The organism is Cedecea sp. (genome assembly GCF_036500665.1).
Taxonomy (GTDB): domain Bacteria; phylum Pseudomonadota; class Gammaproteobacteria; order Enterobacterales; family Enterobacteriaceae; genus Cedecea.
In genome coordinates this window covers 30,179-46,069 of record NZ_DASYBS010000165.1, presented here as the reverse complement: position 1 = coordinate 46,069, position 15,891 = coordinate 30,179, and the positions used below count along the sequence as shown (strand labels likewise).

Annotated in this window: 15 protein-coding genes and 1 pseudogene; 10 read left to right on the top strand and 6 right to left on the bottom strand. The window is 54.8% G+C overall.

Annotated elements, in window-relative coordinates; translation table 11 throughout:
• Window positions 1-30 precede the first annotated feature (30 nt).
• The 5 genes and pseudogenes from VGM55_RS25820 to VGM55_RS25800 all read left to right on the top strand — a co-directional run bounded on the left by VGM55_RS25820 (window position 31) and on the right by VGM55_RS25800 (window position 5,398).
• Window positions 31-2,290, top strand: a pseudogene (locus VGM55_RS25820) (NtaA/DmoA family FMN-dependent monooxygenase).
• 10 nt (window positions 2,291-2,300) lie between these two features.
• Window positions 2,301-2,810 (top strand): GNAT family N-acetyltransferase, encoded by a 510-nt coding sequence (locus tag VGM55_RS25815; RefSeq protein ID WP_154186072.1) that lies wholly within the window; start codon window positions 2,301-2,303, stop codon window positions 2,808-2,810.
• Between the two features lie 9 nt (window positions 2,811-2,819).
• On the top strand, window positions 2,820-3,746 hold the full coding sequence (locus VGM55_RS25810; protein WP_154186070.1) for an amino acid ABC transporter permease: 927 nt from the start codon (window positions 2,820-2,822) through the stop codon (window positions 3,744-3,746).
• Window positions 3,730-4,503: an amino acid ABC transporter ATP-binding protein gene (locus tag VGM55_RS25805; protein WP_331637151.1), complete on the top strand. Its 774-nt coding sequence runs from the start codon at window positions 3,730-3,732 to the stop codon at window positions 4,501-4,503. Before VGM55_RS25810 ends, VGM55_RS25805 begins: the two co-directional genes overlap by 17 nt.
• A gap of 1 nt (window position 4,504) precedes the next feature.
• Window positions 4,505-5,398 (top strand): transporter substrate-binding domain-containing protein, encoded by an 894-nt coding sequence (locus VGM55_RS25800; RefSeq protein WP_154186067.1) that lies wholly within the window; start codon window positions 4,505-4,507, stop codon window positions 5,396-5,398.
• Between the two features lie 192 nt (window positions 5,399-5,590).
• Here the strand turns inward: VGM55_RS25800 and VGM55_RS25795 are convergent, their stop codons facing one another.
• The gene (locus VGM55_RS25795; protein ID WP_154186065.1) at window positions 5,591-6,055 is read right to left on the bottom strand and encodes a glycine zipper 2TM domain-containing protein; all 465 of its coding nucleotides are present in this window, start codon (window positions 6,053-6,055) and stop codon (window positions 5,591-5,593) included.
• Window positions 6,056-6,347: 292 nt separating this feature from the next.
• Between VGM55_RS25795 and anmK the strand changes: the two genes are divergently transcribed.
• The 5 genes from anmK (at window position 6,348) to pdxY (ending at window position 10,954) form a co-directional block, all read left to right on the top strand.
• Window positions 6,348-7,472 carry an anhydro-N-acetylmuramic acid kinase gene (gene anmK, locus VGM55_RS25790; RefSeq protein ID WP_154186063.1) on the top strand — a complete coding sequence of 375 codons (1,125 nt, stop codon included), beginning with the start codon at window positions 6,348-6,350 and terminating at the stop codon, window positions 7,470-7,472.
• A 91-nt stretch (window positions 7,473-7,563) separates the two neighbouring features.
• A complete protein-coding gene (mliC, locus tag VGM55_RS25785) occupies window positions 7,564-7,887 on the top strand; it encodes a C-type lysozyme inhibitor (RefSeq protein ID WP_154186061.1) in 324 nt (107 codons plus the stop codon).
• A gap of 57 nt (window positions 7,888-7,944) precedes the next feature.
• Window positions 7,945-8,601 (top strand): pyridoxamine 5'-phosphate oxidase, encoded by a 657-nt coding sequence (gene pdxH, locus VGM55_RS25780; RefSeq protein WP_331637150.1) that lies wholly within the window; start codon window positions 7,945-7,947, stop codon window positions 8,599-8,601.
• Between the two features lie 138 nt (window positions 8,602-8,739).
• Window positions 8,740-10,014, top strand: a complete 1,275-nt coding sequence (gene tyrS / locus VGM55_RS25775) for a tyrosine--tRNA ligase (protein ID WP_331637149.1) — start codon at window positions 8,740-8,742, stop codon at window positions 10,012-10,014.
• A 79-nt stretch (window positions 10,015-10,093) separates the two neighbouring features.
• A complete protein-coding gene (pdxY, locus tag VGM55_RS25770) occupies window positions 10,094-10,954 on the top strand; it encodes a pyridoxal kinase PdxY (protein WP_331637148.1) in 861 nt (286 codons plus the stop codon).
• Window positions 10,955-11,120: 166 nt separating this feature from the next.
• On the opposite strand, the gene gstA is transcribed toward pdxY, so the two are convergent.
• The 5 genes from gstA to rsxG all read right to left on the bottom strand — a co-directional run bounded on the left by gstA (window position 11,121) and on the right by rsxG (window position 15,889).
• Window positions 11,121-11,723 (bottom strand): glutathione transferase GstA, encoded by a 603-nt coding sequence (gene gstA, locus VGM55_RS25765; RefSeq protein ID WP_154186053.1) that lies wholly within the window; start codon window positions 11,721-11,723, stop codon window positions 11,121-11,123.
• Between the two features lie 109 nt (window positions 11,724-11,832).
• Window positions 11,833-13,338, bottom strand: coding sequence for a dipeptide/tripeptide permease DtpA (gene dtpA / locus VGM55_RS25760; protein WP_331637147.1), 1,506 nt, complete (start codon window positions 13,336-13,338; stop codon window positions 11,833-11,835).
• A gap of 606 nt (window positions 13,339-13,944) precedes the next feature.
• Complete coding sequence (gene nth / locus VGM55_RS25755) at window positions 13,945-14,580, bottom strand: endonuclease III (RefSeq protein WP_038473152.1); 636 nt, start codon at window positions 14,578-14,580, stop codon at window positions 13,945-13,947.
• Window positions 14,577-15,266: an electron transport complex subunit E gene (locus VGM55_RS25750; protein ID WP_154186049.1), complete on the bottom strand. Its 690-nt coding sequence runs from the start codon at window positions 15,264-15,266 to the stop codon at window positions 14,577-14,579. Before VGM55_RS25750 ends, nth begins: the two co-directional genes overlap by 4 nt.
• Window positions 15,263-15,889, bottom strand: coding sequence for an electron transport complex subunit RsxG (rsxG, locus tag VGM55_RS25745; protein WP_154186047.1), 627 nt, complete (start codon window positions 15,887-15,889; stop codon window positions 15,263-15,265). Before rsxG ends, VGM55_RS25750 begins: the two co-directional genes overlap by 4 nt.
• Between the last annotated feature and the right edge of the window lie 2 nt (window positions 15,890-15,891).

Here is a 15,891-nt window from a genome sequence, read left to right as displayed (position 1 = left end):
GGATTTTAACGATCCGCATAAGGATGAGGCATGTCTGTAAAACGGCAATTACGACTGGGTACGATATTACATGGCGCTTCGGGAAATATGTCAGCCTGGCGCCATCCTGCTGCATTAGCCGATGCCAGTATTAATTTTGATTTTGTAAAACAAACGGCATTGAAGGCAGAAGAAGGGAAGCTGGATTTTTTATTTGTCGCCGACGGGTTATATATTAACGAAAAATCAATCCCGCATTTTTTAAATCGCTTTGAGCCGCTGACGGTATTATCCGCGCTCGCAGCCTTGACCCAACATTTAGGCCTGGTGGGGACCTTATCCACCTCTTACAGCGATCCTTTTACCACGGCACGCCAGTTTGCCAGCCTCGACCATCTCAGCAACGGCCGCGCCGGCTGGAATGTGGTCACTTCGCCGCTTGAAGGGTCGGCAAAAAATTTCTCCAGAGCACAGCACCCCGAACATGCGCTGCGCTACCGCATTGCCGATGAGTACCTGGACGTTGTGAAGGGACTGTGGGATTCGTGGGAAGAAGATGCTTTTGTGCGCAATAAAGAGAGTGGGCAGTTTTTTGCGCCTGAAAAACTGCATGCGCTAAACCATCAGGGGGATTTCTTCCAGGTTGCCGGGCCGCTGAATATTGGCCGTACGCCGCAGGGGCGGCCGATTGTGTTCCAGGCCGGTGCCTCGGAAGACGGCAAAAAGCTGGCGGCGAAGCATGCTGATGCCATTTTTACCCACCATGAAACGCTCACCGAGGCGAAAGCTTTTTATCGTGACGTGAAAAACCAGCTCGAAGGGCAAGGCCGTGAGGCAGACTCCTTGCTCATCTTCCAGGGCGTTAGCGTCATTGTCGGTCAGGATGAGGAGGACGCCGAGCAGCAGTATCAAACTACCGCCGCGCTGGTGTCCATTTCCGATGCACTGAACTACCTCGGGCGCTACTTCGAACACCATGACTTCAGCCAGTACCCGCTGGACGAACCTTTCCCCGACATCGGTGACCTGGGCCAAAACAGCTTCCGCAGTACCACCGACGAAATCAAACGTAATGCCCGCGAGCGTGGGTTGACCCTGCGGCAGGTCGCGCTTGAAGCCGCCAGCCCAAGACCGCGTTTTTCCGGTTCGCCGGAACAGGTGGCGGACGGCCTGCAGCAGTGGTTTGAAGCCCGCGCGGCCGACGGTTTTATCATCCAGGGCGGCACGCCTGATACCTTCCCCCGCTTTGTTGAGCAGGTTGTGCCTGTGCTGCAGGCGCGAGGCCTTTTCCGCACGGATTACCCCGGCACCACGCTGCGCGAGAGCTTTGGTTTAGCGCAGCCCGAAAATCGCTTCGGCAAATAACAGAGAAACGATGATGCAAAAAACATCGCTATTGCTGGCCATTGCGCTGGCATGGGCCCCGCTTGCCCTGGCTAACGACGTCACCATCAACGGAACCGGCGTGAGTATTGAAGCGAACAAAACGCCGGTGAATACCGCTAAAAATCCGCAGGCCATCGCGCAGCTGCCTAAAGATTATCATTTTGCCGTTCCCGGTAAGTTTACCGTGGCAGTGGCGGCGCTCAACTCGCCGCCGCTGACGGTTTTTTCAGATGATAATAAAACCTTGCTCGGCAGCGAGGTAGACATTGCACGTCTGGTGGCCGACAGCCTCGGCCTTGAGCTTAACGTTGTGCCAACATCCTGGGAGGACTGGCCGCTGGGCGTCGCTTCCGGAAAATATGATGCCGCGATCAGCAATATTACCGTCACCAAAGATCGCAAAGAGAAGTTCGATTTCGCCACCTATCGCAAAGACTCACTGGGCTTTTATGTCAAAGCCAATAGCCCGATAAAATCCATCAGCCGCGCGGAAGAGATTGCCGGGCTGCGCATCATCGTCGGTTCCGGCACCAACCAGGAAGCGATTCTGCTTGCCTGGAACGCTGAAAACCAAAAGAAAGGGTTAAAGCCTTTTACCCCGGTCTACACCAAAGATGATGCGGCGCTAACGCTTGCGCTGCAGTCCGGCCGGGCGGATGCCTGGTTTGGGCCAAACGTCACCGGAGCCTGGAAAGCGGCGCTGACCGGGCAGACGAAGCTGGTGGGCAGCGTTGACGGCGGCTGGCCGAAAGCCGCGCACATTGCGGTAACGCTGAAAAAGGGCAGCGGCCTGGTTGAGCCGGTACAAACGGCGCTCAACGGCGCCATTCAGCAGGGTGATTACGACAAAGTGTTGAATCGCTGGGGGGAGGGGGTGGAGCGTATTTCCGCCTCTGAAATTAACCCTGCCGGGTTAGGTGATTAAGGAGACGAAGATGAACGAACATTTTCGCGTGTTGTCACCGGAAGCACCGGAGCTGCAGCCCATTATTAGCGGACTGTTTGGCGAGTACGCGGCGCGCTACGGTGATTTTTTCTCGCGTGATGCAGAGGTTGAACTTACCGAATGGTATCTGCCGCCGCAGGGCATTTTTATTGTACTGGAGCGGGAGGGCGAAATTATTGCTACCGGCGCCTACAAACCCTATGACCCGCAAACCGCTGAGATTAAACGCATCTGGACAAAAAGCACACTGCGTAAGCAAGGACTGGCCGGGCGCGTAGTACGCGAGCTGGAACGTTTTGCTCTGCACGCCGGCTACAGCCGTATCTATTTGACCACCGGGTTTCGCCAGCCGGAGGCGGTCAGGCTTTACCTGAGCGAAGGCTACGAGCCGCAGTTCAGTCTTGAGATCGACCCTGAAACGTACAGTCAGCCGCCCTACGACGGGCGACTGCGGTTCACCAAAATTTTATCGCTGGAAAGCCTGAGTAAAACGGCCTGAGGAGAGACGATGAAAGCTTCTGAAACCATTAAGGTGGTGCCCGCACGTTACCCTTTGCGCACGCTGGGGGCCGTCATTGCCCTGTTCGTGCTGGCGGTGGTGGTGCAATCCGTCGCGTTTAATCCGCGTTGGGAGTGGGCCGTTTTTGCCCGTTGGTTCTTCGACCCGGTTATTCTTGAAGGGCTGGGGCAAACCCTGTTGCTCACGCTGTTGGGGACCGCGCTGAGCGTTGTGCTGGGGGGATTACTGGCGCTGGCCAGACTGTCATCTTCCTGGCTGCTAAGCAGCCTCGCCTGGGGCTATATCTGGCTGTTCCGTTCGCTACCGCTGATTGTCGTGCTGATCGTTCTGTATAACTTCTCGTATCTGTATGACACGCTTTCACTCGGCATTCCTTTCACCAGCATTGTCTGGGGTAGCTACGACACGATTAACGTGCTGGGGCAGTTTTCAACGGCGGTAGTTGGGCTGACCCTGGTGCAAAGCGCCTATACGGCAGAGATCGTGCGCGGCGGTTTTTTGGGCGTGGATCACGGGCAGTATGAGGCTGCGGCAGCATTAGGGTTGCCTGCATGGCGGCGTACCGTGCGAATTATTCTGCCCCAGGCGTTACGCACGATCCTCCCGGCGGGGTTTAATGAAATTATCAGCCTCGCAAAAGGTACGGCGATGGTTTACGTGCTGGCGATGCCGGAGCTGTTTTATACCATTCAGATGATCTACAACCGCACGCAGCAGGTTATTCCGCTACTGATGGTGGCGGCCGTCTGGTACCTGGTTATCACCAGCGTACTGTCGCTTATCCAGCATTTAGTCGAGCGTTCATTAGCGCGCAGCGAGCGGCGCTCGGCCATCAACCACACGCGTATCGCCCGTAGCGCTGCGCCGTCCACAACCGCCGTATCGCAGGAGCCGGTTCATGCCAACCTCTCATAATGGCCACATCTCGATTACCGGCGTCAGCAAATATTTTGGCCGCCATAAGGCGCTGGACGATGTTTCACTGGAGATTCCACCGGGGACGGTAACCGTGATTCTTGGCCCATCGGGTTCAGGGAAGTCTACGCTGCTGCGCACCATCAACCACCTTGAGCGCGTGGATGAAGGCTTTATCCAGATTGACGGCGATTACATTGGCTATCGCCTGAAAGGGGACAAGCTGTATGAGCTTAAAGAGAAAGATATTCTGCGCCAGCGCGCCAACGTGGGTTATGTCTTCCAGAACTTCAACCTGTTTCCCCATATGACGGTGCTGGACAATCTGATTGAAGCGCCGATTGCCCATAAGCAGCTCAGTCGCAAAGAGGCGGTAGAGCGTGCGTATGAACTGCTGGATGTGGTTGGGTTGCGCAACAAAGCCGAGGCGTGGTCACGCCATTTGTCCGGCGGGCAGCAGCAACGTATCGCCATCGCCCGTGCCCTGGCGCTCAGTCCGCGAGTGATGCTGTTTGATGAACCTACTTCTGCGCTGGATCCCGAACTGGTCGGCGAAGTGCTGGATGTGATCAAGACTCTGGCACGCTCAGGTACCACGCTGGTTGTCGTCACCCACGAAATCGGTTTTGCCCGTGAAGTGGCCGACCAGGTGGTGTTTATGGTGGATGGCAAAATTGTCGAGCAGGGGAGCAGCGACGACGTGTTGAATCGCCCACAGCATCCTCGTACCCGGCAGTTTTTATCGAAGGTGCTGTGAAATGAAATGTGGCTTAATTGCGTTATTGATGTATGCCTCTGCGTCTTCAGCGCAGGTTAGCATTGACCTGGCCGCCAATGAAAAACCGCTGGACGTGGCGAAGGATGAGCAGGCCATTGCAAAAATTCCCACCGGCTATAAGTTTATCGAGTCCGGTACGCTAACGGTGGCGATTTCGGCGCTCAACTCCCCACCGCTGGCGTTACTGGCAAGCGACAACCGCACGCGCATAGGCAGTGACCCGGATATTGCCCGCCTGCTGGCGGGAAGCCTGGGCCTGAAGTTAAAGCTGGTGCCCACGGCGTGGGAGGACTGGCCGCTGGGAATAACGTCCGGTCGTTATGACGTGGCGCTGGTGAATATTGCCGTAACCGAGCAGCGTAAAGAGAAGTTTGATTTTGCTACCTACCGCGTGGATTCGCTCTCTTTCGCGGTGAAGGCCAGCAGCCCGATTCAGGCAATCGGCAACGCAGAGGATCTTGCCGGGCGAAAAGTGATTGTGGGAGCCGGGACCAATCAGGAACGAATTCTTTTGGGCTGGAATGCTGAAAACGAACGAGCAGGCCGCAAACCTGCGCTGCCGGTTTATGTCACCGACGATGCTTCTGCGAACCTGTACATTCAGTCTGGCCGGGCCGATGTGTTCTTTGGTCCTCAGTCTATTACAGCCTATAAGGCGGCTTTGACCGGCACCACACGTGTCGTTGGGCTGGGACCGAAAAAGGCGTATGTTGCCACGACGACGAAGAAAGGAAACGGGCTGGTGTATGCGCTGCAGGCGGCGCTTGATGGCGCTATTCAGCGAGGGGAATATCAACGAGTCCTGGCGAGGTGGGGAGAGCAGGGGGAAGCCGTTGCTCAGTCGGAAGTTAATCCTCCGGGAATAACCTACTAAAACAAAAGGCCCGCAATGCGGGCCTTATATTGATGACAAGCCCGCGAAAAACGTGGTTTTCGCGGGCTTGGGGCAAACCAGAGAACATAATTCATTGTTTTTATGAGACCGAAGTTCGGGCCTTTTAAGGTCAATGAACTTTGTCAGCAGCCTCAGGCCAGCAATGCGGGCCTCGTACTCTTTAGCGTTGTTTTAGCGTGGTGCAACAGTAATGTTGTTGCCGCTGCCGGAGATGGCAACGCGCTGGCCAACGGAGTAACGGCTGTCACCCTGTTTTTGCACAGCGATGATGGTCTGGCCGTCATCTTTACGGATTTCCAGCTCAACACCCTTGCTGTTGCCCATTGCTCCGCCTACCGCGTCGCCCGCCAGGCCACCGGCTACCGCGCCGCCAGCGGTGGCAAGGGTACGACCTGTGCCGCCGCCGATGGTGTTACCCAACAGACCGCCAAGTACCGCACCGCCAATCGCCCCGATGGTGCTGTTGCCATCGCCTCCCTTGATGGTAACAGCGCGCACGTGGGTAATGGTACCGTAGGTGACGGTTCTCACCTGCTTCGCTTCGGATGCGTTGTAAACATCACCTGACAACCCTTCGTTGGCACAACCCGCCAGGGTCAGAGCAACCAGTGAAACTGTCAAAATACGTGAAATCATTTGTACCTCTCCTGTTAACCCATCAATGCTCAGTGAGCATCCGTTATGGCTAAATTATATGGCAATTCCGGGCCATAGTTCATGTTTGTTCTACAACAATCCTGTAAAAATAGTAAATCAAATGTCTTTAACCGCAATTAAACCGCTGCGCTGTGCGAATTTTGCTTAAATCACAGGCGGTCTGTTGCGGTTAGTTACACAGATTATTAATAAAAATTATTAATAAATCATGATATTGCGTGCTAATTTAACAGTATCAATTTACCGCCCCGGCGAGAATAAGGAGTGACGGATGAAATCAGGTCGCTATATAGGCGTGATGTCAGGCACCAGCCTGGATGGCATCGATGTGGTGCTGGCCGCTATCGATGAACATCTGGTGGTTCAGCAGGCGAGCTACAGCCACCCGATGCCGCTGGCCATCAAAAACGCTATTCTTGCCGTTTGTCAGGGGCAGCCACTCACGCTGTCCCAGCTGGGCCAATTGGACAACCGGCTCGGTAAATTGTTCGCCGAGGCGGTGCAAATCCTGGTAAAACGCGAAGGGCTCCGGCCAGAAGACGTTACGGCCATTGGCTGTCACGGACAAACCGTCTGGCACGAACCGCACGGCGAAGCTGCCCACACGCTTCAGATAGGCGACAATAATCACATTGCCGCGCTGACGGGTATTACCGTGGTCGGCGATTTTCGCCGTCGCGATATGGCGCTGGGCGGGCAGGGCGCGCCGCTGGTGCCCGCCTTTCATCAGGCGCTGCTGGCTCATCCGGGTGAACGCCGGATGGTGCTGAATATCGGTGGTATCGCTAACCTCTCTTTGCTGATACCCGGTCAGCCCGTCAGGGGCTATGACACCGGGCCTGGCAATATGCTGATGGATGCCTGGATCTGGCGGCAGCGCGGGAAAGGCTACGATAAAGACGCCGAGTGGGCGAGCGGTGGTAAAGTCATTATTCCGTTACTGCAGCAGATGCTCAGCGACCCTTATTTCTCTACCCCCGCGCCTAAAAGCACCGGACGTGAATACTTTAACTATGGCTGGCTTGAGCGCCAGCTTGCCAGGTTCCCCGCGCTTGCCGGGGAAGATGTTCAGGCCACGCTCACTGAATTGACCGCCACAACCATCGCCGAGCAGGTGTTATTGAGCGGCGGCTGTGAGCGCGTAATGGTGTGCGGCGGTGGCAGCCGTAATCCGCTGCTGATGGCCCGTCTTGCCGCGCTGTTGCCGGGAATTGAAGTCACGACAACCGATGAGGCCGGGATCAGCGGGGACGATATGGAAGCTCTGGCCTTTGCCTGGCTGGCGTATCGCACGATGTCCGGCCTGCCGGGGAATCTTCCTTCCGTGACCGGCGCCTCTGAGCCAACGATACTCGGCGCCATTTATCCGGCAAATCCTCGCCATAATCAGAGTTAACTGAAATTATCTTCTTCCCGTAAACGCTAAACTGAAGGCGTAAAGGAGGGCGCAGGCCCTCCAGGGATAAGAAGATATTCAGGATACTCAGATGAAAAAACTGCTTGCTGTCACTCTTCCACTGCTGCTCGCCGGCTGCAGCTACTACAACGCCTTTCTCGAAAAAATGCATACCGATACGCTGGTCTACCAGTGCGACGAAAAGCCGTTGACCGTGAAGCTGAATAACGACAAACAGCAGGTGAGCTTTGTCTACGACAACCAGCTATTGACCCTGACTCAGGGGCTTTCCGCCTCCGGGGCGCGTTATACCGACGGCGTTTACGTTTTCTGGTCCAAGGGCGACGGCGCGACGGTCTATCGTAAAGACAATATCGTGCTGAATAATTGCCAACTGCAAACGGCCAAACGTTGAGATTTCTCAGGGTGGGGAGCACAATAGCTCCACCCGAGGATAGCCTGACGTAACGCCATGTCTGATAACGACTCTTTGCAACAGATTGCGCACTTGCGCCGCGAATACACTAAAGGTGGCCTGCGCCGCCACGATCTCACCGACACGCCGCTGCCGCTGTTTGAGCGCTGGCTGACACAGGCCTGCGAGGCTAAGCTTGCCGACCCAACCGCTATGGTCGTCGCGACGGTTGACGAAAACGGTCAGCCGTATCAGCGCATCGTGCTGCTCAAGCACTTCGACGAAAAAGGCCTGGTGTTTTACACCAATCTGGGCTCGCGCAAGGCGCATCACCTTGAAACGAACCCGCGCATTAGCCTGCATTTCCCATGGCACATGCTGGACAGGCAGGTGATGGTGCTGGGCACCGCCGAGCGTCTTTCCACCATCGAGGTGCTGAAATATTTCCACAGCCGCCCGAAGGACAGCCAGATAGGTGCCTGGGTATCGAAGCAGTCGAGCCGCATTTCCGCGCGCGGTGTGCTTGAAAGCAAATTCCTTGAGCTGAAGCAGAAGTTCCAGCAGGGCGAAGTTCCGCTGCCGAGTTTTTGGGGCGGCTACCGCGTCAGCATCGAACAGATGGAATTCTGGCAGGGAGGCGAACACCGTCTTCACGACCGCTTCCTTTACCAGCGCGATGGAACTGCCTGGAAAATAGACCGCCTCGCGCCGTAAAGCCAGGATTTTCAGCTTAAGGGCTGGTGCTAACTGCGCCAGCCCTTTATTCTATGTGCCCTAAAAATGAATTCTTTCGCCAGTGGGCGAAAAGCCGTGTACCGGCAAAGGTGCAGTCGTATAGAGATGGAGAATTTGATGTCGAACATCAATTTGATAAAACAATTGCAAGAGCGGGGCCTCGTGGCCCAGGTGACGGATGAGGAAGCGTTAGCAGAGCGACTGGCGCAGGGGCCAATTGCACTCTATTGCGGCTTCGATCCAACCGCCGACAGCTTGCATTTGGGCCATCTGGTTCCGCTGCTGTGCCTGAAGCGCTTTCAGGAAGCAGGCCATAAGCCGGTTGCCCTCGTGGGCGGCGCGACCGGTCTTATCGGCGACCCAAGCTTTAAAGCCGTTGAGCGTAAGCTGAACACCGAAGATACCGTGCAGGAGTGGGTGGAAAAAATTCGCCGCCAGGTTGCGCCGTTCCTCGATTTTGACTGCGGTGAGAATTCTGCCGTCGCGGCTAACAACTATGACTGGTTCGGCAGCATGAACGTGCTGACCTTCCTGCGCGATATCGGCAAGCATTTCTCTGTTAACCAGATGATTAACAAAGAGGCCGTCAAACAGCGCCTGAACCGTGATGATGTGGGGATTTCCTTTACCGAGTTCTCCTACAACCTGCTGCAGGGTTACGACTTCGCCTGCCTGAACAAACTGCACGGCGTGGTGCTGCAGATTGGCGGTTCCGACCAGTGGGGCAACATTACCTCCGGTATCGACCTGACTCGCCGTCTGCACCAGCAGCAGGCGTTTGGCCTGACCGTGCCGCTGATCACCAAATCTGACGGCACCAAGTTCGGTAAAACCGAAGGTGGCGCGGTCTGGCTTGATCCGAAGAAAACCAGCCCGTACAAGTTCTACCAGTTCTGGATCAACACCGCAGATGCCGACGTTTATCGCTTCCTGAAGTTCTTCACCTTTATGGACATTGCGGAAATCAATGCTCTGGAAGAAGAAGACAAGAACAGCGGCGCTGCGCCTCGTGCTCAGTACGTGCTGGCAGAGCAGGTAACTCGTCTGGTTCACGGCGAAGAAGGGCTGACGGCGGCTAAGCGTATCACCGCCAGCCTGTTTAACGGCAACCTAAGCTCACTGAACGAAGCAGACTTCGAGCAACTGGCTCAGGACGGCGTCCCGATGGTTGAAATTGAACGCGGTGCCGACCTGCAACAGGCGCTGGTGGACGCCGAGCTGCAGCCATCCCGTGGCCAGGCGCGTAAAACCATCTCTCAGAATGCCATTACCATCAACGGTGAAAAACAGTCTGACCCGGAATACACCTTCACCGAAGGCGATATTCTGTTCAATCGTTACACCTTGCTGCGTCGCGGTAAAAAGAACTACTGCCTCGTTTGCTGGAAATAAGTTATCGGAATAGAAAAGCACGGCTTACGCCGTGCTTTTTTTTAGCAAGCACAACACCTGGCGATACCCGAGTAGAAAAATGAAAAACATTCTTGCTATCCAGTCCCATGTGGTATTTGGTCATGCCGGCAACAGCGCCGCCGAATTCCCGATGCGCCGTCTGGGCGCTAACGTCTGGCCGCTGAACACGGTGCAGTTCTCTAACCACACTCAGTACGGGAAATGGACCGGCAGCGTAATGCCCGCCAGCCACCTGAGCGAGATTGTGCAGGGGATTGCGGATATAGGGCAGCTGCAGCGTTGTGACGCGGTGCTGAGCGGTTATCTGGGCTCGGCGGAGCAGGGCGAACATATTCTCTCTATCGTGCGTCAGGTGAAGGCAGCTAACCCGAACGCCAAATATTTCTGTGACCCGGTGATGGGCCATCCGGAAAAAGGCTGCATCGTGGCGCCTGGCGTGGCGGAATACCATACGCGCTACGCCATGCCAGCAAGCGATATCATCGCGCCGAACCTGATTGAGCTGGAAATTCTGAGTGGCCACAGCGTGAACAACGTGGCCGAGGCCGTAGAGACGGCCCGCGAGCTTATCGCCCAGGGGCCAGAAATCGTGCTGGTGAAACACCTGGCCCGGGCGGGCTATCAGCAGGATCGTTTTGAAATGCTGCTGGTGACGGCTGAAGAGGCGTGGCACATCCATCGCCCGCTGGTGGACTTCCGCGAACGTCAGCCGGTTGGCGTCGGCGATGTGACCAGCGGCCTGCTGCTGGTGAAACTGCTGCAGGGCGCGACGCTGCGTGAAGCGCTGGAGCACGTCACGGCGGCGGTATACGACATCATGGTTGTGACAAAACGCATGGAAGAATACGAGCTACAGCTCGTTGCCGCTCAGGACGGCATTGCCAAACCTGAGCATTACTTCACCGCGGTAAAGCTCTGAAATAAAAACGCCCTCGTTTGAGGGCGTGAGACTGCTGAATTCGGTCGAATAAAAGCAATGAATGATGTTTTCTGGTTTGCCCCAAACAGTCGAAAACCACGTTTTTCGGCTGTTTGTCATCAATTTGACGCCCTCGTTTGAGGGCGTTTTGCTTTTAAGGGATGGCTTAAATCCCTTCGGCGGTCAGTGCCGCAGAAACTGCCGGGCGCCCCTTCATACGTTCAACATACGCTTCGATATTCGTCAGGCCAGCCAGATCCAGCTTCAGGCCGTACGCCCAGCGCAGGACGGTAAACAGATAGGCATCTACCACCGTGAAGCGCGAGCCCATCAGCCACTGTTTGTCCTTCAGCGCTTCGTTCACGTACTGGAATTTCTTCTCCATCTGTTTGCGGACTACGGCCTTGAATTCTTCTGGCGTAGCCGGGTTGAACAGCGGAGAGAAACCTTTATGCAGCTCGGTTGCCACATAGTTCAACCATTCCAGGGTATGGTAGCGGGTCATGCTGCCCGCCGGTGCCAGCAGCTGGCGGTCCGGCACTTTATCGGCCAGGTATTGCACGATGGCGACACCTTCGGTTAGCAGAGAGCCGTCATCCAGCACCAGCGCAGGCACCTGACCCTTCGGGTTGATGGCGAGGAAATCGTCACCGTTTTCGGTACGTTTGGTCGCCAGGTCAACCTTAACCAGCGAGAAGTCCAGGCCTGACTCACGCAGGATGATGTGAGGGGAGAGGGAACAGGCACCGGGCTTGAAATACAGTTTCATGACTAACTCCTTTAGGGCGCTAAGATAACTTATGGTAGTGCGGTCTCAGTGAAAAAAAAAGCCGTCGGCTGTGAGGCCGACGGCTAAATCATCATTTTTCCAGGGAAAGTTACGCCGTAGCGGTTTCGTTAACCTTTTCTGCTTTGTCTTCGCTCAGCGTCATGCGGTTCAACTTAGGCGCCGTCAGCAGCATCAGCACGGCAATCACACCCGTCACGATACCGATCTGCATGAACACACGGCCGTAAACTTCCAGCGACTGCAGTGGGTCGGTGACGTTTTCCGGTACCGCCATCAGACCAGCGACTTTACCGGCGATGATTGCAGCACCTGCGGTCGTCAGGAACCAGCTCCCCATGATGAAGCCCATCAGACGCTGTGGAACCAGCTGTGCCACCATAGCGAGGCCCAGGCCAGAAATCATCAGTTCACCGATACTCTGCAGCGCGTAGCTCAGGATCAGCCAGTTCACGGAAACGATACCCGCTTCATTGGCAAACTTCGTGCCGATCGGCAGGACAAGGAAAGCGAAGGAGCACAGCACCATGCCGATAGCAAACTTGTGCGGCATTGGCAGACGGTCGCCCATTTTGTTGTAGATAGCGGCCAGAATTGGGCTACCAATCATGATCCAGAATGGGTTCAGCGCCTGGAACTGCTCGGCTTCGAAAGTGATGCCCAGGATCTCATGGCCCACGTTACGAATCGCGAAGAAGTTCAGGGACGTCGGCATCTGGCTGTACAGCACAAAGAAGACGATAGCTTCAACCATCAGGATGAAAGCCACGATCATCTTACGGCGAGCGGCGCCTTTCATCGCAAAGGCTTCTTTAGCGAAGATAAAGATAATACCCAGAGCCACAACGCCCAGTACGGCGCGAGCAATGCCCTGGTTGTGCAGCAGCCAGGTGGCAACGGCAATCAGCACCACGACGCCTGCGATGGTCGCCATCAGCTTGCCGAAGTGTACCGGCGCGAAGTCAGGTTTGGACCCGTAGTTTTTCACCCACTTCTTGCAGAAGATGAAGTTCACCAGGGTAATCAGCATACCGACGAAGCTCAGGGAGAACGCGGTGCTCCAGCCGTACTGCGCAGCAAGCCATGGAGTAGCAAGCATAGAGAAGAAAGAGCCGATGTTGATGGACATGTAGTACATGGTGAATGCACCGTCCAGACGCGGGTCGTCTTTCTCATAGCAGGTAGAGAGCAGCGAGGAAGGGTTAGCCTTAAACAGACCGTTACCTACCGCGATGGTTGCCATACCGATGTAAACCACGCTCACGTCGTGGCCTGAGTAGGCAACAAGGGCGTAACCAATAGCCAGTACAATAGTACCGAGCATGATAACGCGTTTTGTACCGAGCACTTTATCGCCCAGCCAACCGCCAATCGCAACCAGGCCATACACCAGGGCGCTAAAGGAGGAGAACAGCGTAATAGAGTCCGCTTCGGACATGCCCAGCATTTTGACCAAATAAACGGCCATGATGCCTTGCAGGCCGTAATAGCCAAAACGCTCCCAGAGTTCGATAGAGAAAATCAGGTAGAACGATTTAGGTTGCTTGAAAGCGTTAAGACTAACGTTTTCTGCTGGTTCTTTGTTTGCAGTCGACACATATACCTCTTTTTTTACATCCCGCTTTAATCAGGGGTTTTCTCATGCCTTACCGCGTCGGTAAGCATTTTTCTTGTTATAAGGAAGGAAAAACGGGAGGTAATGTTCACTATCCCGGGGTTGCAGGCAAGAGGTTTGTAATACTCTGTTACATATATCCATGGCGAGATAATACGCCATCAGGTGAATTGTTATTCAGCGTTAAATTTTACTAATTTTTTCATTAACGATTTTTTGTCTTTTTTCGAAGCGTTTTTTTAATGTTTTGGTTGTATATTCTGCTTTTAAGGGTTTCATGCAGTGTTAACAACTAGTGTATTCAATATATATGGCCTATTGTATTGCCCTGGATCCATTATCGCTAACGATAGCAAGGCGTTAGCTGTGTTTTTATTACCTTTTTGCAACCTCAAGTTATCAAAGTGATATAGATCACAAATTTATAGAAATTTCTTATCGCAAAAAAACGATTAACCTGGTTAACCGGTTAAAGGTCGAACAATATAAAAGTAGCTGCGGATTTAAGTGGAATAAATGAACACCGCGAAGGATTTTTTTAGGCAGGGTAGAGAATAAAAACGCTCGCCGATGATGCGAGCGCCAGTGTCAGACGTCAACCTTCTCTTTGAATTCGCAAAGATCTTCGATAATACACGAGCCGCAGCGCGGTTTACGCGCAATGCAGGTATAGCGGCCGTGAAGGATCAGCCAGTGGTGGCAGTCGACCTTAAATTCTGCAGGCACGACTTTAAGCAGCTTTTCCTCTACCTGTTCTACGTTTTTGCCTGCGGCAAACTGAGTGCGGTTACACACGCGGAAGATATGGGTGTCAACGGCTATGGTCGGCCAACCAAACGCAGTATTCAGCACGACGTTGGCGGTTTTACGGCCCACGCCGGGGAGGGCTTCCAGCGCCGCTCTGTCTTCCGGCACTTCGCCGCCGTGCAGCTCCAGCAGCATGCGGCAAGTTTTAATCACGTTTTCAGCCTTGCTGTTAAACAAGCCGATGGTTTTGATGTACTCCTTCACGCCGTCCACGCCAAGTGCCAGCATAGCGGCCGGCGTATTAGCGACAGGGTAAAGCTTTGCCGTCGCTTTATTGACGCTGACGTCGGTTGCCTGGGCGGACAGCAGGACGGCAATCAGCAGCTCAAAGGGGCTGCTGAAGTTGAGTTCTGTCGTAGGATGAGGGTTGTTGTCCCTCAGGCGGGTAAGGATCTCAACGCGCTTACTGTTATTCATGAAGCCTTCTCTGCATTCCCTTCCACGGCTGCGCTTTCGCGGGCGCGGCGTGCCTTCATTTTTTCGTCGATGAGGTATTTTATCGCCAACAGCATACCAAGGCCAATAAAGGCGCCTGGAGGCAGCATAGCGAGCAGGAAAGGCGTGTCGGTATGGAATACCTCAATGCGCAGTACTTTTGCCCAGTTGCCAAGCAGGCCATCAGCGCCGTCAAACAGCGTTCCATTGCCGATAATTTCACGTATTGAACCTAAAACAAACATCGCGCTGGTGGCGCCCAGACCGGTAGCAAAACCATCCAGCGCGGCATAAGGCACGCTGGCTTTGGCAGCGTAAGCCTCGGCTCTGCCCACAACAATGCAGTTGGTTACGATAAGCGGAATAAAGATGCCTAACGACTGATAGAGCCCAAAGGCGTAGGCGTTGATCAGCATCTGCACGATGCTCACCACCGAGGCGATGATCAGGACGTAAACCGGGATACGAATCTCAGCGGGCACCCAGCGACGCAGGGCAGAGATTGTGCCGTTGGTTAGCGTCAGCACCAGCGTTGTGGCAAGCCCAAGCCCCAGGGCGTTGGTTGCGGTTGATGTCACCGCCAGCAGCGGGCAAAGACCCAGTAGCTGAACCAGGGCTGAGTTGTTCTTCCACAGCCCGTTTATCAGAACGCGTTTTGTTTCGCTCATTGTTGATCTCCACAGGCAGGCAGTTCGTTGAGCTGTGCAGGCAGGGTCTCTGCGAACAGGCCTGCACGCTTAACGGCGTTGACTACCGCGCGGGGGGTGATGGTTGCCCCGGTAAACTGAGTAAACTGGCCGCCGTCTTTTTGCACCGCCCAGCTCGTGTCATTGCTGCCCTGAATGCGCTTGTTAGCAAAATGCGTTATCCAGTCGCTCAGACGCAGTTCAATCTTGTCGCCAAGGCCCGGCGTTTCATGGTGCTCGGTGACGCGTGTGCCGAGTATGGTGCCGTTAAAATCAGCGGCAACCAGAATTTGTATAGCACCAGAATAGCCGTCCGGCGCGGTAGCTTCCATGACCACGGCAACCGGCTTATCGCCTTTGCGCGCCACGTAGATGTGCCGTGTGCCCTTGCCGAGAGGGGAGTCCTTTACCAGCAGGCAGCTGTCCTGAATGCGGTTATCGTAAACGTCATCTGAAATCACCTGATCGAACAACATCTTTTGCTGCAGCGCAGACTGCTGCGCGATGGTGGGTTTGGTGAGTTCGTTGACCAGTGCCGTAAGTCCGGTAAACAGGGCGGCAAACAGCGCCAGGGCGATGCCATGCTTTTGCATTGTTTTAAACATAG